At 68.8% G+C, this 26,065-nt stretch carries 24 protein-coding genes; 14 read left to right on the top strand and 10 right to left on the bottom strand.

The features are described 5' to 3' along the window. Positions 1 to 49 precede the first annotated feature (49 nt). From ACFXIV_RS05480 to ACFXIV_RS05495, 4 genes are read right to left on the bottom strand one after another with little or no spacing between them, the layout of a single operon-like run. Entirely contained in the window at positions 50 to 652 is a 603-nt protein-coding gene (locus ACFXIV_RS05480; RefSeq protein ID WP_174391578.1) for an ATP/GTP-binding protein, read from the bottom strand. Further along, entirely contained in the window at positions 633 to 1,007 is a 375-nt protein-coding gene (locus ACFXIV_RS05485) for a DUF742 domain-containing protein (RefSeq protein ID WP_033085504.1), read from the bottom strand. Before ACFXIV_RS05485 ends, ACFXIV_RS05480 begins: the two co-directional genes overlap by 20 nt. A 7-nt stretch (positions 1,008 to 1,014) precedes the next feature. Then, entirely contained in the window at positions 1,015 to 1,428 is a 414-nt protein-coding gene (locus ACFXIV_RS05490; RefSeq protein ID WP_029930951.1) for a roadblock/LC7 domain-containing protein, read from the bottom strand. Beyond that, positions 1,425 to 5,453 carry an ATP-binding protein gene (locus ACFXIV_RS05495; protein WP_379397845.1) on the bottom strand — a complete coding sequence of 1,343 codons (4,029 nt, stop codon included), beginning with the start codon at positions 5,451 to 5,453 and terminating at the stop codon, positions 1,425 to 1,427. The genes ACFXIV_RS05490 and ACFXIV_RS05495 overlap by 4 nt, the downstream gene beginning before the upstream one ends. A gap of 339 nt (positions 5,454 to 5,792) precedes the next feature. On the opposite strand from ACFXIV_RS05495, the gene ACFXIV_RS05500 reads away from it, so the two are divergent. The 7 genes from ACFXIV_RS05500 (at position 5,793) to ACFXIV_RS05530 (ending at position 12,985) form a co-directional block, all read left to right on the top strand. Further along, positions 5,793 to 7,940 (top strand): AMP-binding protein, encoded by a 2,148-nt coding sequence (locus ACFXIV_RS05500; protein WP_379397847.1) that lies wholly within the window; start codon positions 5,793 to 5,795, stop codon positions 7,938 to 7,940. Positions 7,941 to 8,066: 126 nt separating this feature from the next. Next, the gene (locus tag ACFXIV_RS05505) at positions 8,067 to 8,453 is read left to right on the top strand and encodes a hemophore-related protein (protein ID WP_379397849.1); all 387 of its coding nucleotides are present in this window, start codon (positions 8,067 to 8,069) and stop codon (positions 8,451 to 8,453) included. Between the two features lie 25 nt (positions 8,454 to 8,478). After that, positions 8,479 to 9,186 (top strand): response regulator transcription factor, encoded by a 708-nt coding sequence (locus ACFXIV_RS05510; RefSeq protein ID WP_379382912.1) that lies wholly within the window; start codon positions 8,479 to 8,481, stop codon positions 9,184 to 9,186. Next, on the top strand, positions 9,183 to 10,583 hold the full coding sequence (locus tag ACFXIV_RS05515; protein ID WP_379397851.1) for an ATP-binding protein: 1,401 nt from the start codon (positions 9,183 to 9,185) through the stop codon (positions 10,581 to 10,583). The genes ACFXIV_RS05510 and ACFXIV_RS05515 overlap by 4 nt, the downstream gene beginning before the upstream one ends. 70 nt (positions 10,584 to 10,653) lie before the next feature. Then, positions 10,654 to 11,814: a YhgE/Pip domain-containing protein gene (locus tag ACFXIV_RS05520; RefSeq protein WP_379397853.1), complete on the top strand. Its 1,161-nt coding sequence runs from the start codon at positions 10,654 to 10,656 to the stop codon at positions 11,812 to 11,814. 146 nt (positions 11,815 to 11,960) lie between these two features. Continuing rightward, positions 11,961 to 12,242: a hypothetical protein gene (locus ACFXIV_RS05525; RefSeq protein ID WP_379383426.1), complete on the top strand. Its 282-nt coding sequence runs from the start codon at positions 11,961 to 11,963 to the stop codon at positions 12,240 to 12,242. A gap of 56 nt (positions 12,243 to 12,298) precedes the next feature. Beyond that, positions 12,299 to 12,985, top strand: a complete 687-nt coding sequence (locus tag ACFXIV_RS05530; RefSeq protein ID WP_379397855.1) for an RDD family protein — start codon at positions 12,299 to 12,301, stop codon at positions 12,983 to 12,985. Positions 12,986 to 13,061: 76 nt separating this feature from the next. Here ACFXIV_RS05530 and ACFXIV_RS05535 read toward each other — a convergent pair whose 3' ends face one another. Continuing rightward, entirely contained in the window at positions 13,062 to 13,424 is a 363-nt protein-coding gene (locus tag ACFXIV_RS05535; protein ID WP_379397857.1) for an FKBP-type peptidyl-prolyl cis-trans isomerase, read from the bottom strand. Between the two features lie 90 nt (positions 13,425 to 13,514). On the opposite strand from ACFXIV_RS05535, the gene ACFXIV_RS05540 reads away from it, so the two are divergent. Continuing rightward, complete coding sequence (locus ACFXIV_RS05540; protein ID WP_379397859.1) at positions 13,515 to 14,318, top strand: TrmH family RNA methyltransferase; 804 nt, start codon at positions 13,515 to 13,517, stop codon at positions 14,316 to 14,318. After that, a complete protein-coding gene (locus ACFXIV_RS05545) occupies positions 14,315 to 14,608 on the top strand; it encodes a DUF2537 domain-containing protein (RefSeq protein WP_379397861.1) in 294 nt (97 codons plus the stop codon). Before ACFXIV_RS05540 ends, ACFXIV_RS05545 begins: the two co-directional genes overlap by 4 nt. A 1-nt stretch (position 14,609) precedes the next feature. Here the strand turns inward: ACFXIV_RS05545 and ACFXIV_RS05550 are convergent, their stop codons facing one another. The 3 genes from ACFXIV_RS05550 to serC form a co-directional block, all read right to left on the bottom strand. After that, entirely contained in the window at positions 14,610 to 15,350 is a 741-nt protein-coding gene (locus ACFXIV_RS05550) for a DUF6928 family protein (protein ID WP_379397863.1), read from the bottom strand. 244 nt (positions 15,351 to 15,594) lie between these two features. Continuing rightward, a complete protein-coding gene (sepH, locus tag ACFXIV_RS05555) occupies positions 15,595 to 16,620 on the bottom strand; it encodes a septation protein SepH (protein WP_379397865.1) in 1,026 nt (341 codons plus the stop codon). Between the two features lie 232 nt (positions 16,621 to 16,852). Then, positions 16,853 to 17,977 (bottom strand): phosphoserine transaminase, encoded by a 1,125-nt coding sequence (gene serC / locus ACFXIV_RS05560; RefSeq protein WP_379397867.1) that lies wholly within the window; start codon positions 17,975 to 17,977, stop codon positions 16,853 to 16,855. A 132-nt stretch (positions 17,978 to 18,109) separates the two neighbouring features. On the opposite strand from serC, the gene ACFXIV_RS05565 reads away from it, so the two are divergent. Then, positions 18,110 to 18,850, top strand: a complete 741-nt coding sequence (locus ACFXIV_RS05565) for a hypothetical protein (protein ID WP_379397869.1) — start codon at positions 18,110 to 18,112, stop codon at positions 18,848 to 18,850. Positions 18,851 to 18,951: 101 nt separating this feature from the next. On the opposite strand, the gene ACFXIV_RS05570 is transcribed toward ACFXIV_RS05565, so the two are convergent. Next, complete coding sequence (locus ACFXIV_RS05570) at positions 18,952 to 19,818, bottom strand: polysaccharide deacetylase family protein (protein WP_379397871.1); 867 nt, start codon at positions 19,816 to 19,818, stop codon at positions 18,952 to 18,954. A gap of 295 nt (positions 19,819 to 20,113) precedes the next feature. On the opposite strand from ACFXIV_RS05570, the gene ACFXIV_RS05575 reads away from it, so the two are divergent. Beyond that, a complete protein-coding gene (locus tag ACFXIV_RS05575) occupies positions 20,114 to 20,917 on the top strand; it encodes an RDD family protein (RefSeq protein WP_379397873.1) in 804 nt (267 codons plus the stop codon). Positions 20,918 to 21,013: 96 nt separating this feature from the next. Here ACFXIV_RS05575 and ACFXIV_RS05580 read toward each other — a convergent pair whose 3' ends face one another. Continuing rightward, positions 21,014 to 22,156, bottom strand: coding sequence for a citrate synthase 2 (locus ACFXIV_RS05580; protein WP_354830844.1), 1,143 nt, complete (start codon positions 22,154 to 22,156; stop codon positions 21,014 to 21,016). Between the two features lie 100 nt (positions 22,157 to 22,256). Between ACFXIV_RS05580 and pdxH the strand changes: the two genes are divergently transcribed. The 3 genes from pdxH to ACFXIV_RS05595 all read left to right on the top strand — a co-directional run bounded on the left by pdxH (position 22,257) and on the right by ACFXIV_RS05595 (position 25,873). Continuing rightward, on the top strand, positions 22,257 to 22,982 hold the full coding sequence (gene pdxH, locus ACFXIV_RS05585) for a pyridoxamine 5'-phosphate oxidase (protein ID WP_379397875.1): 726 nt from the start codon (positions 22,257 to 22,259) through the stop codon (positions 22,980 to 22,982). A gap of 106 nt (positions 22,983 to 23,088) precedes the next feature. After that, complete coding sequence (locus ACFXIV_RS05590; protein WP_379397877.1) at positions 23,089 to 24,372, top strand: MFS transporter; 1,284 nt, start codon at positions 23,089 to 23,091, stop codon at positions 24,370 to 24,372. 187 nt (positions 24,373 to 24,559) lie between these two features. Next, positions 24,560 to 25,873 carry a citrate synthase gene (locus ACFXIV_RS05595; protein ID WP_379397879.1) on the top strand — a complete coding sequence of 438 codons (1,314 nt, stop codon included), beginning with the start codon at positions 24,560 to 24,562 and terminating at the stop codon, positions 25,871 to 25,873. Positions 25,874 to 26,065 lie beyond the last annotated feature (192 nt).

Genomic DNA, 26,065 nt, shown 5'->3' on the forward strand with positions numbered 1-26,065 from the left:
CGAGGTAACAGGGCCGCGAACCGCGGCGGCGGAGCCGCCGCAATTCAACTCAGTACCCCTGCACAACCTTGCGCAGTGCGTACTCGGTGACCGCGACCAGAGCCTGCTTCACCGGCTCCCGGCGACGGGCGTCGATCGAGAGGATCGGCACGTCCGCGGGTACCGCCAGGGCCTGGCGAATGTCCTCGACCGGATACCGTGGCGCATCATCGAATTCGTTGATGGCCACCAGGAAGGGTAGGTTCCGCGCCTCGAAGTAGTCGACGGCGGCGAAACTGTCCTCCAGCCGGCGGGTGTCGACCAGCACCACCGCGCCGATGGCGCCCTTGATCAGGTCGTCCCACATGAACCAGAAGCGGTACTGGCCGGGCGTGCCGAACAGGTACAGCACCAGGTCATCGGCCAGGCTGATGCGGCCGAAGTCCATGGCCACCGTGGTGGTGGCCTTCGACGGGACCCCGGTCAGGGAGTCCACGCCGACACTGGCATTGGTCACCAAAGCCTCGGTGCGCAGCGGAACGATCTCCGACACGGCACCGACCAGGGTGGTCTTGCCGACACCGAAACCACCGGCCACGACGATCTTGGCCGACGTGGGCTTGCTGGTGCGCGTGTCGACCTGTGTCGTCGAATCAAATACGCCGGAGTCCACTGAGAACCCTTTCGATCAGCTCGCGACGTTCATCGTCGCTGGAATCGTCTTTCAATGTCGCCGATACCCGCACATGGCCGGCATCGATGAGGTCGGCGACCAGCACCCGCGCGACCCCGAGCGGGATGCCCAGACGCGCGGCTACCTCGGCAACCGACGGCGATTCTCTGCACAACTCCACGATTGACGTCTCGATATTGGTGAGTTCGAACTGCCGCTCGAGGGCGACCGGATGCGATGCGACGAGCGCCTCCAGGGCGAGCTCCACCTTCGGCCGGGTGCGACCGGCCGTCAGTGAATAAGGGCGAACCAGGCTCGGCTCGGCGCTCCCAACGCGTTCGTTATCTATGTCCATCCCGCCATCAGGAACCCATCGTGACGCGAGGTGTGGCCTGAACCGTCTGGCCCACTCGCTCGACCAACAAGGCCATCTCGTATCCCACCTGGCCGATGTCGCAGGACGTATTCGTCAGGACCGCCAGGTACGAGCCGTCACCGACCGCCATGAGCAGCAGGTAGCCGTGTTCCATCTCGACCACCGACTGCAACACGGTGCCGCCCTCGAACAAGTTCGACACACCCACCGAGAGGCTCGCGAGCCCCGCGGTCACCGCTGACAGCTGTTCGGCACGGTCCACGGGCAGCTGCGCACTCGCGGCCATCAGCAGGCCGTCAGCCGATACCAGGACCGCGTGCGCAACGCCGGGAACCTCATTGGCGAAATTCGAAACCAGCCAATCCAGCTGACGCTTCGTACCACCTAGATCGGGGTTCATCGGTCTCCTTTATCTCCGGTTAGGTTCATAGCTTTCATCGCGCGGCCATCCCGGACGCCCTGCTGGTGACGACTCAGACTTGACCTGATGGATTCTGGGTCCCGATGGGCCGCCTTGTCAGCGTTTCCGGTGACACCACCGGGCACAAGTCGGTTACCGGGATCGCGCTGCGGCAGACCCGCGGCGGTCCGCTTGTCCGCCGCGGACTCGTTGACGCGGCGAGCCGCCTGCCAGCCCTCGTCACCCGGTGATTCGAAGGACGACGCCACCTGGGACCGGTCGGCATTCGGATCCGATAGCCACGCCGACATCATCTCGGCGAAAATCGGCGTACCGCCCATGATCGCATCGCCACCGGAATCGGCTGGCTGCAAACGGGTCTGGAAGAACGACGCCGCCTTCTGCGGATTCGAGCGGAAGCTGTGCCGTCCTGGCTCCTTGACAGCGTCGGAGCCGTTCTGCGGCAGGCCCACACCCGGAATCGGGCTCGGGCGCTGCGGCAGCACCGCACCCGGATCACGCTGCGGCAGACCGGTCGCGCCCCGCTGCGGCAGACCCGCGCCCGGATCACGCTGCGGCAGTGGACCGCTCAGCGGATCACGCTGAGTCAGACCACCCGACAGCGGATCAGCGCCCGGGGCACCACGCTGCGGCAGACCGCCGGCCGACTCTCGCTGCGGCAGACCGCTACCGGCGTCACGCTGCGGCAGACCACTGCCAGCATCCCGCTGCGGCAGGCCGTTGCCACCGCGCTGCGGCAGACCACCGGCGGCAGAATCACGCTGCGGCAGAGACCCACCCAGCGGATCACGCTGAGTCAGTCCACCCGACAACGGATCCGCACCGGCGGCACCACGCTGCGGCAGACCGTTGCCCGCGTCGCGCTGGGGAAGACCCTTGCCCGCGTCGCGCTGGGGCAGGCCACCGGCCGCCGCACCACGCTGCGGCAGACCACCCGCGGCCGGATCGCGCTGCGGCAGGCCGCCGTCGCGCGGCGCGAGGCCATCACGCTTGGGCAGACCCGGCACGTCCGAATCCTGAGCGGCGGCGAGGCCATTGCCCCCGTCCCGCTGCGGCGCGGCGCCCCGCTGCGGCAGACCCTGGCCCGGAGCACCCGGACCACGCTGCGGCGGCGCGCCATTGGCGCCCGGCTCCCGACGCGGCAGACCACCGGCAGCGGAATCACGCTGCGGCAGCCCACCGGCCGAAGGATCACGCGGCGGCAGACCACCGGCGGCCGAGTCACGCTGCGGGAGACCACCAGCGGCGGGCTCACGACGGGTCGGACCCGAATCCGCTCCGCGCGCTTGCTGCGGCGCACCATTGCTACCCGGGTCGCGCTGGGGCAGGCCGCCGGGCGCGGGGCGCTGCGGCTGGCCGAGGCCGGCCTCGCGGCCCGGCGCACCGTTGGTGCCCGGCTGACGCTGCGGCAGACCACCCGGTCCCGACGGAGCTCCACCCGGCGCGGCATCGCGCTGCGGCAGGCCGACGGAGGGATTGCGCTGCGGCATCGCACCGGACTGACCCGGCTGCAGCAAACCGCCCTGGCCCGGACCGCTGGGCGCGGCCCCCGGCTCGCCCGGTCGCGGCGGCAGGCCGCCCGGGGCACCTTGACGCTTGAGCATATTGGCGGCGAGACCGCCCCGCGGCTGCGACGGGCCCTCGGGGCTCTGGCCGCGCTGCGTCGCTCCACCTCCCAGCGCTTGATTGGCGCCCGGCTGGGCCGAGGGCGCGGACGGACCGTGCGCACCCGGATCACGCTGGGGTAGGCCGGCGGGCTTCGACCCGCCCGGAGCCGCCAGGGTGTGCTTGACGGTGGGCCCGTTCACACCGGGCTGCCGGGTCGGCAGACCGCCCGGCACCTGGGCGCCCGGCTGCCGCGTGGGCAGTCCGGTCGAGGCGCTGGCCGCGGCGGGGGCCGGGGCAGCGCCCGGCGTCTGTCCCGCCGGAGCCGGAATCGGCCCGCTCACACCCGGATCCACGGTGACCATCACATTGCCGGTCGCCGTGCGGGTGACCGCGCGCATCTGCATGGAGGACGGCGCACCGGCCTGGTTGCCCGCACCCTGCGGCGCGGACGGCGTGGGAGCCGGAGCCGACGGCGGCGTCTGACCCTGCTGCGGCGGTACCGAGATCGGCCCGCCCGCCGAGACGATCAGCGGCTTGGGCACGTGCACGGTGACCGTCACGCCCGGGTCCCGGGCGATGTCGAAGGTCGGGCGCAGCCGCACGGTCAGGCCATGGCGCTCGGCCAGGCGGCCGACCACGAACAGACCCATGTGGCGGGCGGTGTCCGGACCGACCTCGGCCACGGCCTCCAGTCGCCGGTTGATCTCGGCCATTTCGGCCGGGGGCATACCGATACCGCGGTCGGCGACCTCGATCAGCAGCCCCTGATCGTGTGCCTGCGCGAAGGTGAACTTGACGTCCGTCTCCGGGGGCGAGGCGCGCAGCGCGTTGTCCAGGAGCTCGGCGAACAGGTGCGCGAGGTCGGAGGCGGCGGGCTCGACGAGCGCACCCCGCGGGGTGGCGCCCAGCTTGACGCGTTCGTAGTCCTCCACCTCGGAGATGGCGGCGCGCAGCACGTCGGCGATCTCGACGGGCGCGGACTTGGTCCGGCGCTGCTTGGTACCGGCCAGAATCAGCAGGTTGTCGCCGTTTCGCCGCATACGGGCGGCGAGGTGGTCGAGGCGGAAGAGGTTTTCGAGCAGGCGCGGGTCCTTCTCGTCGTACTCCATCGCCTCGATGAGCGAGAGCTGGTGATCGACAAGGGACTTGGAGCGGCGGGCCAGGGTCTCGAACATGTCGTTGACCTGGGTACGCATGGCGGCCTGGTCGGCGGCCAGGCGCAGCGCCTGACCGTGGATGTCGTCGACGGCGCGGGCCAGCTGGCCGATCTCCTCGTCGGTGTGCACCGGCATCGGTTCCAGCGGAACGTCTTCGGGATCCGCACCGTCACGCAGCGAGGAAACTTCCTGGCCGAGGTCGTATTCGGCGACGCGCAGGGCGGCCAGGCGCAGACGGCGCAGCGGGACGATCATCGCGCGCGCGATCAGCACGGCCAGCGCGAGGGCGCCGAGGATGGTGGCGATGACGATGATCGAGTAGCGGATGGCGCCCGAGCGGGCCGCCGCGGCCAGATCGTCCACCCGGGACACGATGTCCCTGGTGGAGGCGGTCGCGATGGACTGGTAGCCGTTGATGCTGGCGACCAGCGAATCCTTCAGCTCGGCGACCGGCAGCTGCCCGGCCAGCGCCTGCGGGCCGTTGACCAGCTGCACGCGGGTGTCGGCCTGCCGATCGAGCTCCGCGATGGTGGCGTCACCGTCCGGGAAGCGGTGCGCGAGCACGGCCAGCATCTGCCGCTCGGTATTGACGCCGATCTGGATGTCCTTGAGGCCATCCTTGGGGTTGTTACGTAGCGCCTCGGCCATACCGGCGACCTCGTTGAACAGCATCCAACGGCTGTTCAGCGAGTCGACCAGGCGCAGCTTGGACTGGTCCACGTTCTTGTCGGCGACGCTGGACACGATGTTCTCCACCGTGCGCACGCTGTCGCCGCGGATCCGTTCGACCGCGGTGACGGTGTCCGGAATCGACTTCGACGGCGCCAGGCCCTGGGACCGGATCGCCTTGGCGCCCACGATCATCTCGTCCAGCGCCGAGCGGGCGCTGGGCATATCGCTCAACCGCGCGGCGGCCTTCTCGGCGAACGCGATGGCCGTATCCAACTGCGCAAGCTCCGGATCCGAGGTCAGCGACTGGGTCGGACCCAGCATGACCATCTGACCACTGGCGACCTGCGCCGCATCAGCACTGAGACCGGTGATCGCCGGGATGACCCCGACATGATCGGTCGCCGTCGAGAGCCGGCTGGAGTCGGCGAACTCCGCCGAGATCCTGGACGCTCCCAGCACAACAGCAACCAACAGCGGCACGGCGAGCACCGCCGTGACCTTCCATCGCAGGTCCCAGTTGCTCAGCGCCCAGCGCTTATTGCTGCCGGACCTAGCGGCGTCACGCATCTCCCACTCACTTTCCAAACTGGCCCCAGCCACGCGCCATCAGCGAGCCTCCGCGATCGCACGCTGGGCTCGACTGGCACAGCTGGCCGAGAACTGCGGCTGGCCGAGAAATTGCGTCCAAGACGGCCGAAATATGTGACATGCGATTCTAACGGATCAATAACTTCTTGTGTGACCTCTTGGCAACCACCGGTCTCTGACCTGCCATTTGCAGGCAAAATCAAAGGTCGCGGCGTCCGCCCGGACGTCGCGTGAAGTCTGCCACAATCAGCTGGATCTATCGAGGCGGGCATCTCAGCGCATCTCAAGGACACATGGCGGAGCTAGGGAGTCACCGGGTTGAACGCGAAGCAGGAGTACCGACCGGCGTATCAGCTGAGCCTGGTCGATCCCTCGGAGTTCTGGTGCGACGCGGCCGAAGCCATCAGCTGGGATGTGCCTCCCACCCAGATTCTCGATACCGCGGCCCGTCCGACGGCGCGCTGGTTTCCCGATGCTCGCCTGAACACCTCCTACAACGCCCTGGACCGGCATGTGCGCGATATCACATCCCCGGAGGGCCCGACCGGCGGTCAGGAGGGGGGTCGCGCTGAACAACCGGCCCTAATATACGACTCCGCTATGACCGGGTCCAGAAGGATCTACACATATCGGGAGCTGCTGGACGAAGTCGCCCGATTTGCCGGATCCATGCTCCGACTGGGCGTCAAGACCGGTGATCGCGTCGTCATCTATATGCCGATGATTCCGGAAGCCGTGGTGGCCATGCTCGCCTGCGCCCGCATCGGCGCGGTGCACTCGGTGGTCTTCGGCGGATTCGCCGCCCACGAACTCGCGGCCCGCATCGACGACGCCGAACCTGTGCTGATCATCACTGCCTCCGGCGGGCTGGAACCCGGCCGCCGCATCGAATACCCGCCGATCGTGCTGGCCGCCCTCGACCTCGCGGAGACCACCGCGCCCCGCACGGTGCTGGTCAAGCAGCGGGACGGCTTCCCCACCATTCGTTTTCCCGCCGAGCAGGCCGCCACCGAACATCTGCCCGCCTCCTCCGACACCGTCGCCGCCCGCTGGCTGGACTGGGACGAGGCGCAGATCGGCGCGGAACCGGCCGATCCCGTCTCGGTGGCCGCGACCGATCCCCTCTATATCCTCTACACCTCCGGGACCACCGGGAAGCCCAAGGGCGTGGTGCGCGACAACGGCGGGCACGCGGTCGCACTGGCCTGGTCCATGCGCAATATCTACGAGGTCGGCCCCGGGCAGACCATGCTCACCACCTCCGATATCGGCTGGGTGGTCGGGCACTCCTACATCGTGTACGCGCCGCTGCTGGTCGGGGCGACCACCATCCTCTACGAGGGCAAGCCGATCGGGACCCCGGACGCCGGGACCTTCTGGCGACTGGTGGACGAGTACAAGGTGGACGTGATGTTCACCGCACCGACGGCGCTGCGGGCCATTCGCCGCGCCGATCCGGACGCCGCACTCGCGCATCGGCACGATCTGACCCGGCTGCGGGCGCTGTTCTGCGCCGGCGAGCGGCTGGACCCCGCCACCTACGAGTGGGCGGTGGAGACCCTGCTCGCGGAGCGGCCCGACTGCCCCGTCGTGGACCACTGGTGGCAGACCGAGACCGGCTGGCCCATCTGCGCCAATCCGCTCGGGCTGCAGCAGCTCCCGATCAAGCCCGGTTCGGCCTCGGTGCCGGTGCCCGGGTACCGGCTGCGGGTGCTGGATTCCGAAGGCAATGCGGTCCCACCCAATACAGAAGGAAACATCGTCATCGGGCTGCCGCTGCCGCCCGGCACGCTGACCACGCTGTGGCGCGACGACGCCCGCTACGAGCGCTCCTATCTCTCCGCCTATCCCGGCCACTATCTGACCGGGGACTCCGGCTTCTTCGACGAGGACGGTTACCTGTACGTCCTGGGCCGCAGTGACGACGTCATCAATATGGCCGGGCACCGGCTCTCGGCGGGCGGCATCGAGGCGGCCATCTCCGGGCATCCGGCTGTGGCCGAGACCGCGGTGGTCGGTATTCCGGACGAGCTGAAGGGGCAGCGGCCGATCGGGTACGTGGTGCTCAAGACCGGCATCGACATCGAGTCCGAGCGGCTGCGCGCCGAGGTCATCGAGCGGGTGCGCGAGCGGGTCGGCGCCATCGCCACCCTCTATGACGTGGTCGCGGTGACCGCGCTGCCCAAGACCCGCTCCGGAAAGATCCTGCGCCGCACCATGCGTCAGATCGCGGCGGGTGAAACCTTCGAGGTGCCGCCCACCATCGACGACGCCGCCATGCTGCCCACCCTGGAGAAGCAGATTCGCGACGCGGTCACCCTCATGGAGGACAAGGAGCGCATCGCCGCCGCCGATGCCGCGGTCGCAGCCTCCCCGATCCACCGGGTCGATCCGGCCACCCTCGATACGGGCGCGTCCGGGGTGGATCCGGCCGCTCAGGCCGGGGATTCGGCCGTCTCGGGCTAGCCTCAGAGAGTTTTCATACTTCGCTCATCGGCCTCCCATGCGGATGGTTTAGCGTCGGGCGGGCGCGAATCGCGGGATTCGCGCGCCATCCTTTCGCTCTGCTTGTCGAACAAGAAAGGTCGATGCATGAGCTTCGTCCGTAATCGCCGCGTCGGTGCGCTCTTCGGAGCCGGCGCGGTCGCCGCCGTGGCCCTCGCCCTCGCGCCCGCCACCGCCTCGGCCTCCCCCGCGGATCTGGTTGCGCCGCTACTGAACTCGACCTGCACCTTCACCCAGGTGGACGCGGCCCTGCACGACAAGGCCCCGGCCCTGGCCCAGTTCCTGGACCAGAACCCCGACACCAAGGCCGAACTGAAGGCCAAGTTCGACCTGTCCCCCGCCGAGCGGCAGGCCGAGCTCGACCAGTACCTGAAGGACAACCCGGACGCCGCCAACCAGGCCGCGGCCGACCCGCGCGCCGGCGGAATCGCCGCCGCGATCCAGCAGGTCGCGGACTCCTGCCACAACTACTGAGCTAGCGGCTGCCAGAATGGAACCCGTGGTCGAACGCGGTGAGGTACCCACTGTCCTGGTCGTCGACGACGACGAGGATGTGCTCGCATCGGTCGAGCGCGGGCTCCGGCTGTCGGGGTTCCGGGTGGTCATCGCCCGGGACGGCGCGGCGGCGCTGCGCAGTGTCAACGAATCCGCGCCCGATGCCGTCGTGCTCGATATGAACATGCCGGTCCTGGACGGCGCGGGCGTGGTCACCGCGCTGCGCGCCATGGGCAACGAGGTGCCGATCTGCGTACTGTCGGCGCGCAGTTCGGTCGACGACCGGATCGCCGGGCTGGAATCCGGAGCCGACGACTATCTGGTGAAGCCGTTCGTGCTCGCCGAACTGGTCGCCCGCATCAAGGCGCTGCTGCGGCGGCGCAGCGACGTACCCGCCTCCGCCATCCCGGGCGCGATCACCGTGGGCCCCTTGGAAGTCGACGTCGCCGGCTACCGGGCGCTGCTGCACGGCACCGAGATCGAGCTCACCAAAAGGGAATTCGAGCTGCTGTCCACGCTGGCGCGCAGCGCCGGCGTGGTGCTGAGCCGGGAGCGGCTGCTGGAACTGGTGTGGGGCTACGACTTCGCCGCCGACACCAATGTGGTGGACGTCTTCGTCGGCTACCTGCGCCGCAAACTCGAGGTCGACGGCACCCCGCGCCTGCTGCACACCATCCGCGGGGTGGGGTTCGTCTTACGCGCACCCAAATGAACCGGCCCGCACCCGATTCCGCGCCACCGCGCCGGCGCCGCCACTCCTATTCGCTGCGCTTCCGGGTCGCGGCGGCCGCGGCGCTGGGCGCCACCATCATCGTGGCGGTGCTCAGCTGGGTGACCGTCACCGCCATCGAGCGCAACAATCTCAGTCAGGCCGATCAGCAGCTGGCGCTGTCCTCGCGGATCGTGCTCATCGAGCCACAACTCGCGGTGACCGTCCTCGACGTGCTCGGGCCCACCAACCAGCTGGCGCTCACCGTGCGCAATGCCGACGGCTCCATGACCAGCACCTCCGTGCAGCTGCCCGCCCTGTCGGTGGGTAATCACACCGTCACGGTGGACGGCAATTCCTACCGGGTGCTCACCACCACCGAGAACCAGCCCGCGGGACGCGTTGTCTCCCTGGGCATTCCGACCACGGAGACCGAGCACGCCACCGCGGAGCAGCGGCGGTTCGTGTTCTTCGCGGCGCTGGCCGCGGTAGCGGCTTCGGCCGGGCTGGGCTGGCTGTTCGGCGGCCGCGCGGTGCGGCCCATCGTCCGGCTCACCGAGGCGGTCGATCAGCGCGGGCCCACCGGCGGCCCGAATGCGCAGCTGCCCGTGGACGGTTCGGGCGTCAAGGAGGCCGACAAGCTGGGCGAGGCCGTCAACACCATGCTGGAGCGGCTGGATCGGGCGCAGGCCGAGATCGCCGCGGCGCTGGAGACCGCGCGCGACTTCGCCGCGGTGTCCGCGCACGAACTGCGCACCCCGCTCACCGCCATGCGCACCGATCTGGAGGTACTGCGCACCCTCGACCTCAGCGAGGACCAGCGCCGGGAGATCCTCGGCGACCTGCAGCGCGGCCAGAACCGGGTGGAGACCACCCTCGCGGCGCTGGAACGGCTGGCCGCCGGTGACCTCACCAATGAACGCGACCACGTGGTCACCGATGTGGCCGAGCTCTGCGACGCCGCCGCGCACGACGCCATGCGGCACTTCCCGCAGCTGAAGGTGCGTATCGACACCGACGCCGAACTCGTCACCCGCGGCCTGCCCACCGGTCTGCGGCTGGCCGTGGACAACGCGCTCACCAATTCGGCGCGGCACGGCGGGGCCACCGAGGCGCTGGTGTCGGCGCACCGGTCGGCGACCGGGCGCATCGTCATCTCCATCGACGACAACGGGCGCGGACTGCCGCCCGCGGAGCGCGAGGCGGTGTTCGAACGGTTCTTCCGAGGTAGCCAAGCCGCCAAGGGCGGGTCCGGGCTGGGGCTGGCGCTGGTCGCGCAGCAGGCCCAATTGCACGGTGGCCGAGCCTATTTCGACGACGGCACGCTGGGCGGGGTGCGCCTGGTACTGGAACTTCCGGACCGCGATGCGCCGCCGGGGCCATCGCCCGGCCGCGGGTGAACGTACCGGTCTTTACCGAACTCTCAGACAACCATCAGAGCTCGGGACACGCCGCCCCTCTACGGTCTGAATGGTGTTCGGAAAACGCGCCCGCTGGGTCCTGATCGTCCTGCTGCTCGCCGCCGCGGTCACCGCGGGCACGATCAGCGTCCTCCGGCTACGCTCCGCGCCCACCGCGGTCGCGCTCATCAACGGCGATACCGGGCCACTGGGCGCGCGCATCGCAAAGGAGCTGCAGGGCAGCGGAGCCCGGCACTGGGACGTGGTCGACGAGGCGAGCACCAAGGACTACGCCGCGGTGGTCACGCTGCCCACCGACCTCAGTACCGGCATCACCTCCCTGCTCACCGACAAGCCGCAGCGGGCGCAGGTCACCGTCACCACCCACGATCGCGCCGACCCGAACCTGGTCAACGACGCGGTGACCGAGGTGACCAAGAAGATCAGCGCCGCCGGGCTGGACACCCTGTTCGCGACCATGAACACCGCGCGCGTGCAGGTGTCGCAGATCGCGGGCACCTCGCAGCTGCTCAGCGCGGGCGTGCGGGCGGCCGCCGACGGGGCGCAGCAGTTCTCCGGGGGCGCCGACCAGATGATGGACTTCCTGAATCAGGCGAAATCCGGTGCGGGACAGTTGACCTCCGGCATCGACGCGCTGAACTCCACCCTGAGCGCCGCCACCACGCAGGCGAATCAGCTTGCCGCGGCGCTGGATTCGACCGGCGTCACCATGGGGCAGGTCTCCCAGGCGGCGAGCACGCTGTCCAACGGTCTCGACTTCGTGGTGCCGCTGCTGCAGGCGCTGCCGTTCGCCAATGATCCGCAGCTGGCGAATGTCATCGCCCAGCTGCAGGGTCTGCAGAACGTGGCGAATCAGGCCAACACCCAGCTCAGCGGCTTCGCCAATCTGACCGGCACGCAAGTCACTCCGGATACCAAGGTCGGGCAACTACTACGCGACGCGGCCGGCAGGCTGAACGACGCGAGCACCCAACTGAATCAGGGCGCGTCGCTGGCACAGAGCATTCCGGCCATCGCCGATCAGGCGGGCACCCAGCTGGTGGCGGCCATGCAGGCGCTGACCGGTGGCGTCACCCAATTGCAGGCCGTGACCAAAACATTGGGCAATCAGGCCGACCAGGCGATGGGCGCGCTCCCGCAGCTCGGGGTGCCGCAGCAAACGGCCATCGCGGCCGCCCTCACCGACCCGGTCGACATCGTTCGGAAATAACGTTCGCAAACAATCAGCAACATTCGGCGATTCGCCCGGATAGACTCTGCCCGGATTGCTCTAATCGACGCGTTTCGGAAGCTCCACCGCTCTACCGACCCTGGCTCCACCTACCGCCCCGGTACCGGAGAGGAACGATCGTGAGCATGCTGATGGCCGCGCATGACATGTACGGCACGGTTCTCGCCCAGATGGGCAACCCCACCGCGGAAACCCCGCCCATGGCCGACAAGATGATGAAGATGTTCCGCTACTTCACCTGGTTCACCCAGATGTCGGGCGTCGCGGCCATCACCTACGGCGGCGGGCGCTTCGCCTGGGAGAAGTGGGGCGGCGGCTCGGCCTCCCCCAAGATGGTCGCCAACGCCATGATCGGCGGCGCGACCGCCACGAGCGCCGGAACAATCATGAACGCCATCGTCGGCTAGGGATTCGGGAGACAATGCGGGGGCCCAGCCCCCGCATTCCCTCTGGGGAGGAACCGATGACCTACGGCAACGATCCCTACTCGCAGCAGCCGCAACAGCCCGGATTCGGGCAGCAGCCCGGGTTCGGCCAGCAGCCACCGCCCGGCTACGGGCAGCAGCCACCACCCGGGTACGGAGGACAGCCACAGCCCGGGTACGGGCAGCCGATGGGCGGCTATCCGGGTCAGCCCGGGGGCTATCCGCCGGGACCCGGCTATGCCGCGTATCCCCAAGCGCCCTATGCCAGTTGGGGCGCGCGGGTCGGGGCGTACCTCATCGACCGGCTGATCATCGGCGTGCCCGCGGCCATCTTCTACGGCATCGGCTTCGCGGTCGGGTCCAGGGACATGAACTGCACCACCGACTCGACCGACTCCTCCTACAGCACGTCCTGCTCGGGCGGGCTGTCCGCGGGCGGGATCGTGCTGGTGCTCATCGGCGCGGCCATCGCGATCATCGGCGGCCTGTATCTCATCTATATGGAGGGCACCAGCGGCCAGACCCCCGGTAAGAAGCTGCTGGGCATCAAGCTGATCCGCGAGGCCGACGGGCAGCCCCTGGGCTTCGGCATGGCCTTCGTCCGGCAGATCTGCCACATCGTCGACACCCTCCCCTGCTACCTCGGCTGGCTCTGGCCGCTCTGGGACGCCAAGAAGCAGACCTTCGCCGACAAGATCATCAGCAGCATCGTCGTGAAGGTGTGAGTTCCAGCAGCGAAGACAACCGTGCCCGCCGCGCTGAAAAGCACGGCGGGCACGGGTTTTTCGTCGACCGGAGTCGTCAGTTCACGACGTCCAGGAGGTCGATGATGAAGACGAGGGTCTTGCCGGCCAGATGGTGGCCACCCGCCTCGCCGTAGGCCAGCTTCGGCGGGATGGTCAGCTGGCGGCGGCCGCCCACCTTCATGCCCGGGATGCCGTCCTGCCAGCCCTGGATCAGGCCGCGCAGCGGGAAGACGATGGACTCACCACGGTCCCAGGAGGCGTCGAACTGCGCGCCGGAGTCGTACTCGACGCCCACGTAGTGGACATCGACGGTGTCGCCGGGCTTGGCTTCGGCGCCGTCACCCACAACGAGATCCTTGATCACGAGTTCGGCGGGGGCGGGACCATCCTGGAACTCGATTTCCGGCTTGCTGCTCATGGGCTGTCCTCTTCGATAGATCGGAATCGGGTCTCGATCACCTTATGCCCCGCGCATTCGCCCGCCCGCAGCGGAGGCGAAAATGTCCCGGTGGCCGAAGTGATCGATATCGACGACCCGGACGATCCGCGGGTCGCCGAATTCCGCGACCTCAACAATGCCGATCGACGCCCCGACCTGCCCGGCGGCAAGGGATTGGTGATCGCCGAGGGTGTGGTGGTCGTGCAGCGCATGCTGGCCTCGCGATTCACGCCCTTCGCATTGTTCGGTGTCGCGAAGAGATACGAACAGCTCGCCGAGGAGCTGACCGGAGTGGAAATTCCGTATTACCGGACCAGCGCCGAGGTGATGGCGCAGGTCGTCGGATTCCATTTGAATCGCGGTGTTCTCGCGGGCGCCTATCGGCCGCGTGAACTCACCGCCGGCGAGCTGCTCGCGGACGCGCGCACGGTGGCGGTGCTCGAGGGCGTGAACGACCACGAGAACATCGGGTCGATCTTCCGCAATGCCGCCGGATTGGGTGCGGACGCCGTGCTGTTCGGCGACCGCTGCTCGGATCCGCTGTACCGGCGCGCCGTGCGGGTCTCCATGGGCCACGTGCTGCGGGTCCCCTTCGCCCAGCTGCCACCCTTCCCGGCGGGGCTGGACGTGCTGCGCGACAACGGCTTCCAGATCATCGCCCTGACCCCGAACCCCAAGGCCGACACCCTCGCCACCGCCATGACCGGCGAGAAGGTGGCCCTGCTGCTCGGCGCGGAGGGCCCCGGCCTCACCGAGGAGACCATGCGGGCCTGCGACATTCGTGCCCGCATCCCCATGACGGCGGGCACCGATTCGCTTAATGTGGCGACCGCAGCCGCCATGGCCTTCTACGAGAGAGTGCGTGCCCAGTGAGCCATCCGCCCGACGGACCGTATGGATACGGCTATTCCGAACCCACCCCGTGGGCCAGCGGCATCGCCGTGGTCGTCATGGTGGCCGCGCTGACCGCCGTCGGCGTGTACGCCTTCGGCGCGGCGCTGGCCCAGATCCATCCGGTGATGTCGGTGGCGGTCAACCTGATCGCGGTGGGCGGTGCCGCGCCGACCGCCTGGCGCTGGCGCTACGCCCCGGTGACCCGCTGGGTGATCGCGGGCCTGGGCGCGGGCGTCCTGCTGGCCTGGCTGGGCCTGCTGCTGTTCTGAGTCAGGAGACCCGGTCGCGGCCGCGCAGCCAGCCCAGCAGTCCGCGTTTGCTGCCGTTGTGCTCGACGGGCGCCTCCGGCACGACCTCCACCATCATCGGCGCCTCGCCCCTGGGGAACAGCGAGAAGCCGCACACCTCGATCCCGTCGGCGGTCAGCGCCTGCTCAGGATCCCGGCCGCGATAACGGAAGCCGAGCCACTCCTGATTGGCGGCGTCGGCGAAGTCCGGCGGGTCGAAGGGCAGCAACTGCGGGTCGGGCAGTTCACCGGGCACGAGGTGGATGGGATGGTCACCCGCCCAATAGGGCCGCTCCCACACCCGCGGCATGCCCTCGTCCTCGAGGATATTGACCCGGGTCGCGCTGAAGGAGCGGCGGAATTCGCCGCGTTCCCAATGCGCGAACGCGCCCCAGCCCAGGGACAGGTCGTAGGAGATCAGGTAGGTCTGCTCGGAGGCGAGCGGACGTACCAGCAGCTCCGGCAGTCTGGTGGGGCGCGGCAGCGCGGCCTGGGCGGAGCAGACGACCGTGACGCCGGGATAGCAACCGATATAGATGGATTCGGGATCCGGCCCCGCCCACACCTTCATGGTGCCCGAGGCGGCGGGCACCACATCACGGTCCGGGTTGAGCTGTTTGGCGAGTGCGAAGGCGGCGTCCGGGTCGGGTCCCGGGTGCGCACGCAGCACGGCCACCGGATCGGGGGCGTCGACGTACCACAGGGACGAGACCGTTGATGGCACCGACGTCACCTCCCCTCAGTCACTACACAAAGGCTGGCTACTTTTGAGCAAACATCCGGCGGCCGATCGCTGGCATCGACGTGGATCGACCCGGCGCTGACCGCCGACTCAATGAATCTACCTCCGCGAGGGCCGAAATATCGCCGTTGCGAACCTCGTTTCGCGGCGCGGCGCAGAGCGGATGGCCCAGGGATTCAGCAACCCACTAGCATCCGAGAAATTCGAGCGGCCTACCCGGTGGGACTCAGTGACCGGAGGACCGCACGCCTAGGAGTACATCCTCCCAGGACGGCATCGGCGCCTTGCCGCCCCGCTTGGCCCGATTCGGCTTCTGCGCGTTGGCCTTCGCGGCCGGCTGTGCCGGGGCGGGAGCCGGTTCCGCGGGCTCGGCGGCAGCCGCCGGAGCGGGTGCGGGGGCAGCCGGGAGCGCCGGAGCGGGCTGCTCCTTCGCCGCCGGAGCGGGCGCGTGCGCCGGGGCGGCGGCGGCGGTCACCGGCACGGTGCCGTCGCCGACCGCGGCGCGCTGCTCGAAGTAGTCGTCCACGTTCTGCTGCTTGGCGACTCGCGCCGGCGCGGACTCGTAGTCGGGGGTCCGCTCCTCGCGCGGTGCGGGCGCGGGGGCCGGCACCTCGTCCACCACCGGGTCGGTCTGGTCCGGCAGGATGGTCGCCAGGCCGCGCAGCGCCCGGCCGAAATCGGGATCGATCAGGTCCGAGGCCGGATCATCGAGCGGCACCACCGAGCCGCCGTGCGCGTCCGGCTGGTAGCGCCAGTGCGCGGCGATCACGGAACGGCCCGCCTGCCACTGCAATTGGGCCACCCAGTAGCCCTTCTCGTCCTTCCAGGCGTCCCATTCGGCGACCTCGATATTGTGGCCGCGCTCGGCGAAGGCGGCCGACACGATCTCGATGAGGGTCTCCACGGCGGGACCGTCGTTGCGGACCGGGTGCGCCTTCTGCGCCAGCTCGGCGGCCCGGGCGCGTTCCAGCAGAACGGGATACGCGAAACGCTCCACCCGCGACAGCGGCATACCCGACTCTTCGGTGACCTGCTCCACGGACGCACCGGCACGGATACGGGCCTGGATATCGCGAGGACGCATCGTGGCTTCCGTTTCGATCTCGATTTGGCCGAATCGGGCAAGATCTCCGCGGGCAGCGGCGCGCAGTTTATCGTCGGCGGCGAGCCGGTACTTCTGGCCGCTCTCGGTATCGATGCACACGATGTGCGTGGAATCGGGCGTCAATCCGATTACTCGAAGTTCACGCACCGTTACCTCCTGTTCGCTGCGCAACTCACAGCTATAGCTAGGCTCGCGACACCGCCCACGTTCTGGAACAGTAGTGCACTTCTGAGAATCATGGGGCAAGACACGCGGCGCGGAAATCTGTTCCCAGACTTCCGCGCCGCATTAGTGTGATCGATTCGCCTCAGCGGCGAAACCGGTTTCACGATCTCCCGAAGATCGGGAGAGAACCGTGAACCGATGTCGTTTTTACTGCTCAGGCCAGCTTTTCGACGACCCAGTCGACGCAGCGGGTCAGCTGCGACACATCTTCGGGATCGATGGCCGGGAACATGCCGATGCGGAGCTGGTTACGGCCCAGCTTCCGGTACGGCTCGGTGTCCACGATTCCATTGGCGCGCAGCACCTTCGCCACCTGCGCGGCGTCCACGGTGTCGGCGAAGTCGATGGTGCCGACGACCTGCGAGCGCAGCGCCGGGTTCTGCACGAACGGCGTTGCGTACGCGCTGGTCTCGGCCCACGAGTACAGGCGCGAGGACGAGTCGGCGGTGCGCTTCACGGCCCAGTCCAGGCCGCCGTTGCCGTTCAGCCACTCGATCTGGTTGGCGAACAGCAACAGGGTGGCAAGCGCCGGGGTGTTGTAGGTCTGGTCCTTGCTGGAGTTGTCGATCGCGATCGGCAGCGAGAGGAATTCGGGGGTCCAGCGACCCGAGTTCTTGATTTCCTCCACCCGCTCGAGCGCCTTGGGGCTCATGAGCGCGATCCACAGGCCGCCGTCGGAGGCGAAGCACTTCTGCGGGGCGAAGTAGTAGACGTCGGTGTCGGCGATGTTCACCGGCAGACCGCCCGCGCCGGAGGTGGCGTCGATGGCGACCAGCGCGTGCTCGGAACCGGCCGGGCGCGACACCGGGATGGCGACACCGGTGGAGGTCTCGTTGTGGGCCCAGCCGATCAGGTCGGCCGACGGGTCGGAGGTCGGCTCGGGAGCGTCGCCCGGCTCCGACTTCACCACGATCGGGTCACCGATGAACGGGTTGCCCTTGGCGACGGAGGCGAACTTCGAGGAGAACTCGCCATTGCTCAGGTGCAGCGACTTCTCGCGGATCAGGCCGAAGGCGGCGGCGTCCCAGAACGCGGTGGTGCCACCGTTGCCCAGCACGACCTCGTAACCGTCGGGCAGCGAGAACAGGTCGCGCAGACCGGAGCGCACCCGCGCCACCACGTCCTTGACCGGCTTCTGCCGATGCGAGGTACCGAACACCGAAGCGCCGGTATCCACCAGGGACTGCAGCTGCTCGGGGCGGACCTTGGAGGGGCCGCAACCGAACCGTCCGTCGGCGGGCTTGAGATCGTCGGGGATGGTCGGGAACGCAGAGGTCATGGCGACAAGGGTAGAGGTGCTATCACCCGCGCTCACGCCCGGGTCCGGTCGGAAAAACATTCCCACGAGCGGGTTCGGCAAACCGCGGGTATCGCTGTGTCGGGCACCACACAGCGATTACGGTGTACCGCCATGGACATGGCCGCACACGAGCGACCGCGCAGCGCTTCCGACCAGCCGCCCGATTCCGGACGCGGCGCGCCCCCGAATTCCGGTCGGCCGCGACCGCAGGTCGCGCCCGCCCCGCGAATCGGCCTGCTCGCCCGGCTGTCCTCGCAATTCGGTTCCAGCGGCCTCACCCGCCGCGGGCCCGCGCTCGACGACGCCGCGCGGCGCGAACTGCTGCTGCACGGCGTCGAGGGCACCGCGACCGTGCTCGGTGTGCATGACACTGCCGAGGGGCCGGAATTCTGGGTGCGGGTCCAGCTCGAGGGCCGGCATGCCCACGAGACGCGGGTGCGGCAGCGGGTGAACGCGGCCGATCGGCAGTGGATGCAGCCCGGCGATGTGGTCTGCTGCCGGGTCGATCCGGGCGATGACGACCGGGTGGTGCTGTATCTGCCCGCGTCCGAGGAGACCTCGCGCACCAATATCGCCAAGATCCTGGCCGACGGTCGCCGCGCCCGCGCCACCGTGCTGGCCGCGACACCGGTCGCAGCCGACTACACCGGCAGAGACGATCCGGTGCTGCGGCTGGATCTGGAACTGCACGCCTGGGACGAGCCGGGACCGTGGCGGGTGCGGGTGGTGCAGCCGGTCCCCCTGTCCGCCCTGGAGTTGGTGGATCTGGGCCGGCATCTGGAGGTCGCCTTCTTCACCGTCGACCGCGGCGAATCCGTCGCGGTGGACTGGGCGGCCTCGCTACCCGGCTGACCGCCGGGCCCGAAATGCTGTGGCACGTGCCCGAAAGGTTGTGGCCCCGGCCCAAAAGGTTGTGGCCCCGGCCTAAAAGGTTGTGGCCCCGGCCCGAAAGGCTATGGCAGGTGCACGAATTGGAAGCCGTTGGACTTCAGAACGGGCAGCGCGGCGAGCATGCCCGCGCCGGTGCCCGACTTGGGGCGGTGCATGTGCGCCAGGGAGATGCCGCCGGTCTTGGCGGCCGTCATGTTGTTCTGGACCTGGGCGGCGGTCGCGGTAGCACCGAAATCGGCGTTGACCGAGAAGCCGACCGGGGTCTCGCCCAGGTCCTTCACGATCGCCACGGCCACGTCGTCGTAGTGCGCGGTGCCCGCGCGGAAGAAGCGGGGCGCGTGACCGGTCAGGGCGGTGATGCGCTGGTGGTTGCCCCACACCTCGTCCACGGCCGCCTGCGGGGAGGCGGTGCCCTTGATCTCGTAGGCGGCGCGGCCGTTCACCGCCAGCGGGCAGTGCGCGGTGCCGTGATTGCCGATCTCGAAGAGCGGGTTGGCGGCCAGCTGCCCGGCGCGACCGGGATTCGCGTCGATCCAGCGCTTGTTCAGGAACAGGGTGGCCGGAATCTGCTGGGCCTGCAGGAAGGCCAGCAGGTTCTCGTCGATGTCGTTGTTGCCGGGGCCGCCGCAGGCGTCGAAGGTGACCGCGAACTGCTTGCCCGTGGCATTGAACCCGGTCACGATGCCGTCGAGGTCCATGCCCCAGCCCTGCGGCTGCCGACCGGCATACTTCGCGGCCACGGCGTCGGGCGACACCGTGGCGGCGGGTAGCCGCGCCGGCGTGGTGGCCGGATCGGCCCCGGCGTGCGGATCGAGGATGCGGTCGGACGAATTGCCGTTCGCCACACCGCATCCGGCGGTGACGAGGCCTGCGGCGAGCGCCGCGCCCGCGGCGAAGAAGCCGCGCCTGGACAGTCCTGCGTCGAGCACCGGTGCAGGTTATGTGAATCCGGTCGCAGTAGCCAGGACCGCGATCATGATTGTTCCAACCGTTGCGATCCGGCAACCAATTCGCCACCGCCGTTGGTGCAGATGTAATCCATTGTTCCACTGCAGGATTCGCCGCCGCAGCCCGAATACGAGCACCTCGGGACGCCGCCGCTGGTGAGCGGATCAGCAATCGCGCAGCGCTCACGGCGTGTCGGATTTTCAGTTCATCCCGAAGGCCGGATTGCTCCAGACTGTAGCCTGCCCGACCGAAACAATCCCTTTGCAAGGAAACGCATTGACATACCCGAACAACCCGTACCCGCAGCAGCAGCCCGGATACGGCTACCCGCCCGCCGATCAGCCCGCCCCGGGCTACGGCGCACCCCAGCCCGGCTACGGCGCGCCGCAGCAGCCCGCCTACGGCGCACCCCAACCTGGTTACGGTGCGCCCCAGCCCGCGTACGGCGCCCCGCAACCCGCGTACGGGGCTCCGCAGCCCGGCTATGACGCCCAGTCCCCCTACGGCGCTCCGCAGCAGCCCGCATACAGCGCGCCCCAACCTGCTTACGGCGCAGCGCAACCCGCGTACGGGGCGCCGCAGCCCGGCTATGCGCCGTTCGGAGGGTACGGGGCACAGTATGCGAGCTGGGGCGCGCGTGTGGGCGCGTACCTGATCGACGGCGCGATCTGGGTTCTGCCCGGCACGATCCTGCGGACCATCGCGGTCACCGCCGGCACGTCGAAGGTGCAGTGCAGCGTCACGCCCGGCACCTACCACACGTCCTGCACGGGCGGTGGGATGAACGCGGTGGGCGTCATCTGCCTGCTGCTCGCCTTCGTCGTCGGCGTCGCGGGCCTGCTGTTCATCAGCCACCAGGAGGGCACCACCGGCCAGACCCCGGGCAAGCGCGTGGTCGGTATCCGGTTGGTCCGCGAATCCACCGGCCAGCCGGTCGGTTTCGGTCTCGCCATCGGCCGCCGCCTGCTGCACTTCATCGACGCCCTCCCCTGCTACCTCGGCTTCCTGTGGCCCGCCTGGGACGACAAGAAGCAGACCTTCGCCGACAAGATCGTCAGCACCATCGTGGTGAAGGGCTGAGAGCTTCCCGGGGCTGGGGGGTGACCCGGGGACGGATGTGAAAAACGGTGGCCCGCAGCGATTCTCGCTGCGGGCCACCGTCGTGTTCGAACCGGATTACTTGTGCGACACCAGATCCCAGCCCGGGACGGCGTCGGGCTTGCGCGGGGCCGGGCCGGTGTAGATCGCGGCCGGGCGGACCAGCTTGCCCAGCTTCTTCTGCTCCAGGATGTGGGCACACCAGCCGGCGGTGCGGCCACAGGTGAACATGGCGGGCATCATGTGCGCCGGGACCTCGGCGAAGTCCAGGATCACCGCGGCCCAGAACTCGACGTTGGTCTCGATGGCGCGGTCGGGGCGGCGCTCGCGCAGCTCGGCCAGGGCGGCCTGCTCCAGGGCGGCGGCGACCTCGTAGCGCGGGGCGTCGAGGCGCTTGGCGGTGGCGCGCAGCACGCGGGCGCGCGGGTCCTCGGCCCGGTAGACCCGGTGGCCGAAGCCCATCAGCTTCTCCTTGCGGTCCAGGATGCCCTTGACCAGAGCCCGTGCGTCGCCGGTCTTCTCGACGGCTTCGATCATGGGCAGCACCCGGGCCGGGGCGCCACCGTGCAGCGGGCCGGACATGGCGCCGATGGCGCCGGACAGCGAGGCCGCCACGTCGGCGCCGGTGGAGGCGATGACGCGGGCGGTGAAGGTGGAGGCGTTCATGCCGTGCTCGGCGGCCGACACCCAGTAGGCGTCGATGGCCTCGATGTGGCGCGGGTCCGGGTCACCCTTCCAGCGGGTCATGAACCGCTCGGTAATGGTGGCCGATTCGTCGATCTTCGCCTGTGGCACGGCCGGCTGGTAGATGCCGCGCGCCGACTGGGCGACGTAGGACAGCGCCATGACCGAGGCCCGGGCGAGGTTCTCGCGGGCGGTGTCGTCGTCGATGTCGAGCAGCGGCTCGTAGCCCCAGATCGGGGCCAGCATGGCCAGGCCGGCCTGCACGTCGACGCGCACGTCGCCGGTGTGGATGGGGAGCGGGAACGGCTCGGCGGGCGGTAGGCCGCGGCCGAATTCGCCGTCGACCAGCAGGGCCCACACGTCGCCGAAGGTGACCGAGTTGCCGACGAGGTCCTCGATGTCGACGCCGCGGTACCGCAGTGCACCGCCGTCCTTGTCGGGTTCGGCGATATCGGTGGTGAAGGCCACCACTCCCTCGAGACCGCTCACGAAGCCGTCGGGGACGACCGAGCTTGGTACCGCAGCGCTGGCAGTCATGTTGTGACTCTCCTTGCAAAGTCGGGCGCCCGATCTTTGGGCAGCCACGCCGATCAACTGGAGCTTAACCCCCGCATTACTCCGGAGTAACGTCTGCCCCATGGTTGACCAGGAGAAATTAGCCACGCCCGACGTCGACATGGCTGCCCTGCGGGTCGAGTACGGAGTCGATCAGGGCGACAACCATCCGGGCCCGGAAACCGACCTCGACGAGACCTGGCTGTCCGACGGCTGGGAGCCGTTGCTGCGCAACTGGATCGAGGACGCGACCAGCGCGGGCATGACCGATCCGAACTCGATGGTGCTGAGCACCGTCGAGATCACCGAAACCGGTCCGCGGCCCGCGTCGCGAACTGTCCTGTGCAAGGGGCTTTCTCCCGAAGGTGTGACTTTTTACACGAATTACGAATCGTTCAAGGGCCGCCAGCTGACCCGAACCCCGTATGCCTCGGCCACTTTCGTGTGGCCCGCCATGGGCCGGCAGGTCACCGTGCGCGGGCCGGTGCGGCGGGTCTCGGCCGAGGCCACCGAGGTGTACTGGCAGTCCCGTCCGCGCGGTTCCCGGCTGGGAGCATGGGCCTCGGAGCAGTCGCGGCCCATCGCCTCCCGTGCCGAGCTGGACCGGCAGATGGAGACGACGGCCGCCCGGTTCGCCGAGGTCGGCGACATCCCGGTGCCACCGTTCTGGGGCGGCTTCCAGATTCAGCCGGAGACCGTGGAGTTCTGGCAGGGCCGCCGCAGCCGCATGCACAACCGCATCCGGGTCACCGTCGAACCGGGCAATACCGACGTGTCGGTCATGAAAGTCGAACGCCTGCAACCCTGACCGACCCTCGCCGGCCCGAAAGAGTTGGATATCTCACGTTCAAATGATGGGATGATCGGCCCAAAATGCCTTCCCAAGCGCTCTTCGACGTCGCTAGGTTGGGCCGGTGAAGCTGCTCGCCGACATAACTCCATTACGGAATCCCGACTACCGGAGGCTCTGGACCACCGGCATCGTCACCGTGATCGGCGCGCAGCTGTCCGTCGTTGCCGTCCCCAAACAGCTCTACGACATCACCCACAGCTCTTCGTATGTCGGCCTGGCCGGGCTGTTCGGCCTCATCCCGCTCATCGTCTTCGGCCTCTGGGGCGGCGCGCTCGCCGACGCCATGGACCGCCGCAAAATGCTGCTCGTCACCAGTGCGGGCACCGGCCTGACCTCGCTGGCCTTCTGGGCGCAGGCCGCCGCCGGGCTGAACAATGCCTGGCTGGTGCTGATCCTGTTCTCGGTGCAGCAGGCGTTCTTCGCCATGAACCAGCCCGCGCGCAGCGCCATCTACCCCCGGCTGTTGCCGCCCGAGCAGCTGCCCGCGGCCAATTCGCTGAGCATGACGGTCATGCAGTTCGGCGCCATCGCCGGTCCCGTGCTGGCGGGCATGCTGATTCCGTTCGCGGGCCTGGCCACGCTGTATCTGATCGACTCCATCGCGCTGCTGGCCACGCTGTGGGCCACCTGGAAGCTGCCGCCCATCCCGCCGCACGGCGAGACCCGGCGCGCGGGCCTGCGCGAGGTGTTCGACGGTTTCGCCTACCTGGCCACCCAGCGCATCCTGCTGGCCTCGTTCGCGGTCGACGTGGTGGCCATGGTGTTCGGCATGCCGCGCGCCCTGTTCCCGCAGATCGCCCAGGACAGCTTCGGCGACACCGCTTCCGGCGGAACGGCACTGGGCCTGCTGTTCGCGGCCATGTCGGTGGGCGCGGTGCTGGGCGGGGTGTTCTCCGGCTGGCTGTCGCGGGTGCGGCGGCAGGGTCTGGCCGTGGTGGTCTGCATCGTGCTGTGGGGGCTGGGCATGGTCGGGTTCGGCCTGGCCGTGGGCCTGGTCGGGCACGGGCTGAGCATGACGCTCGCACTCTGGATCGCGCTGGCCTGCCTGGCTTTCGGCGGGGCGGTGGACATGTTCTCCGCGGCCCTGCGCACCACCATGCTGCAGTCGGTGGCGACCGACGAGATGCGCGGACGACTGCAAGGGGTCTTCATCGTCGTCGTGGCGGGTGGACCGCGCATCGGTGATGTTGCGCACGGTTTCGCGGCCGCGGCGGTGGGTACCGCGACGGCCGCGGCCGGCGGTGGCGTCCTGGTCGTGATCGGCATGATGATCGCGGCCGTGGCGTTTCCGGCGTTCGTTCGATACCGGGTGGCACGTGCGTATCCGGAGGTGCAGCTCGCGTGATGTCGCGGGGTTCATGCTCATAGCACATGACCGCCGCTCTCCTCACCTGCGAACGATGTGACTGTGAGGTAGCAAAGAGCCACCCTCATTGGTCGGGCGTAGTGGACAGCGGCTAGCGTTGACTCGAGCGCATCGCACGCCGACCGTGTCCGATGCCTACGGTTACAAGCCTGAGAGGGATCCTTCCGTGCCCGCTGAGAACATCATCAACGTCGACGACGACGCCAAGCCGGTACTGCAATACCCGGGCGGCGAGTACCCGATGACCGTCGCCAAGGCTGTCGAGGGCAATGACGGGATCGACCTGGGCAAGCTGCTCGCCAGCACCGGGTACGTCACCTATGACCCCGGTTTCATGAACACCGCCTCGACCAAGTCGGCCATCACCTACATCGACGGCGAGGCGGGCATCCTGCGCTACCGCGGGTACCCGATCGAGCAGCTGGCCGGTAAGTCGACCTTCATCGAGGTCAGCTACCTGCTGATCTACGGCGAGCTGCCGACCCAGGCCCAGCTCGACGACTTCACCGACCGGATCCGCCGGCACACCCTGCTGCACGAGGACCTGAAGCGGTTCTTCGACGGCTTCCCGCGCAACGCGCACCCGATGCCGGTGCTGTCCTCCGCGGTCAACGCGCTGTCGGCCTACTACCAGGACTCGCTGGACCCGCGCGACCCCGAGCAGGTCGAGCTGTCCACCATCCGGCTGCTCGCCAAGCTGCCGACCATCGCGGCCTACGCGTACAAGAAGTCGGTCGGCCAGCCGTTCCTGTACCCGGACAACTCGCTGTCGCTGGTGGAGAACTTCCTGCGGATGACCTTCGGCTTCCCGGCCGAGCCCTACGAGGTCGACCCGGAGATCGCCGCGGCGCTGGACATGCTGCTCATCCTGCACGCCGACCACGAGCAGAACTGCTCGACTTCGACTGTGCGCCTGGTGGGTTCGTCCGACGCCAACCTGTTCACCTCCGTCTCCGGCGGCATCAACGCGCTGTGGGGCCCGCTGCACGGCGGCGCCAACCAGGCCGTGCTGGAGATGCTGGACGACATCAAGGCCAGCGGCGGCGACGTCAAGGAGTTCGTCCGCAAGGTCAAGAACAAGGAAGACGGCGTGAAGCTCATGGGCTTCGGGCACCGCGTCTACCGCAACTACGACCCGCGCGCCACCCTGGTCAAGCAGGTCGCGGACAACATCCTGGCCAAGATCGGCGGCGACGACCAGCTGCTCGAGATCGCCAAGTCCCTCGAAGAGGCCGCCCTCACCGATGAGTACTTCATCGAGCGTCGCCTGTACCCGAACGTCGACTTCTACACCGGCGTCATCTACCGGGCCATGGGCTTCCCGACCCGCATGTTCACCGTGCTCTTCGCCATGGGCCGCCTGCCGGGCTGGATCGCCCACTGGCGCGAAATGCACCGCGAGCCGCTGAAGATCGGCCGTCCGCGCCAGATCTACACCGGCTACGGCGAGCGCGACTACATGCAGATCAACGGTCGCTGACCCCGACGAGCCCTGTGCCCGAAGGGTTTCCGACGAACCCCGCCGCAACGCATGGTTGCGGCGGGGTTCGTCGTTCACAAGGTCTTGTTGAGAATCTCGCTGGGGTGCGACGGCAATCTTGTTCCCGTGAGAGGGAAACGATCTCAGCTCCGGTGTCACCTGCCGCGGCGGGGGCGGCAGGTGGCGCCGGAG

Source organism: Nocardia sp. NPDC059236 (genome assembly GCF_042754085.1).
Lineage (GTDB): Bacteria > Actinomycetota > Actinomycetes > Mycobacteriales > Mycobacteriaceae > Nocardia.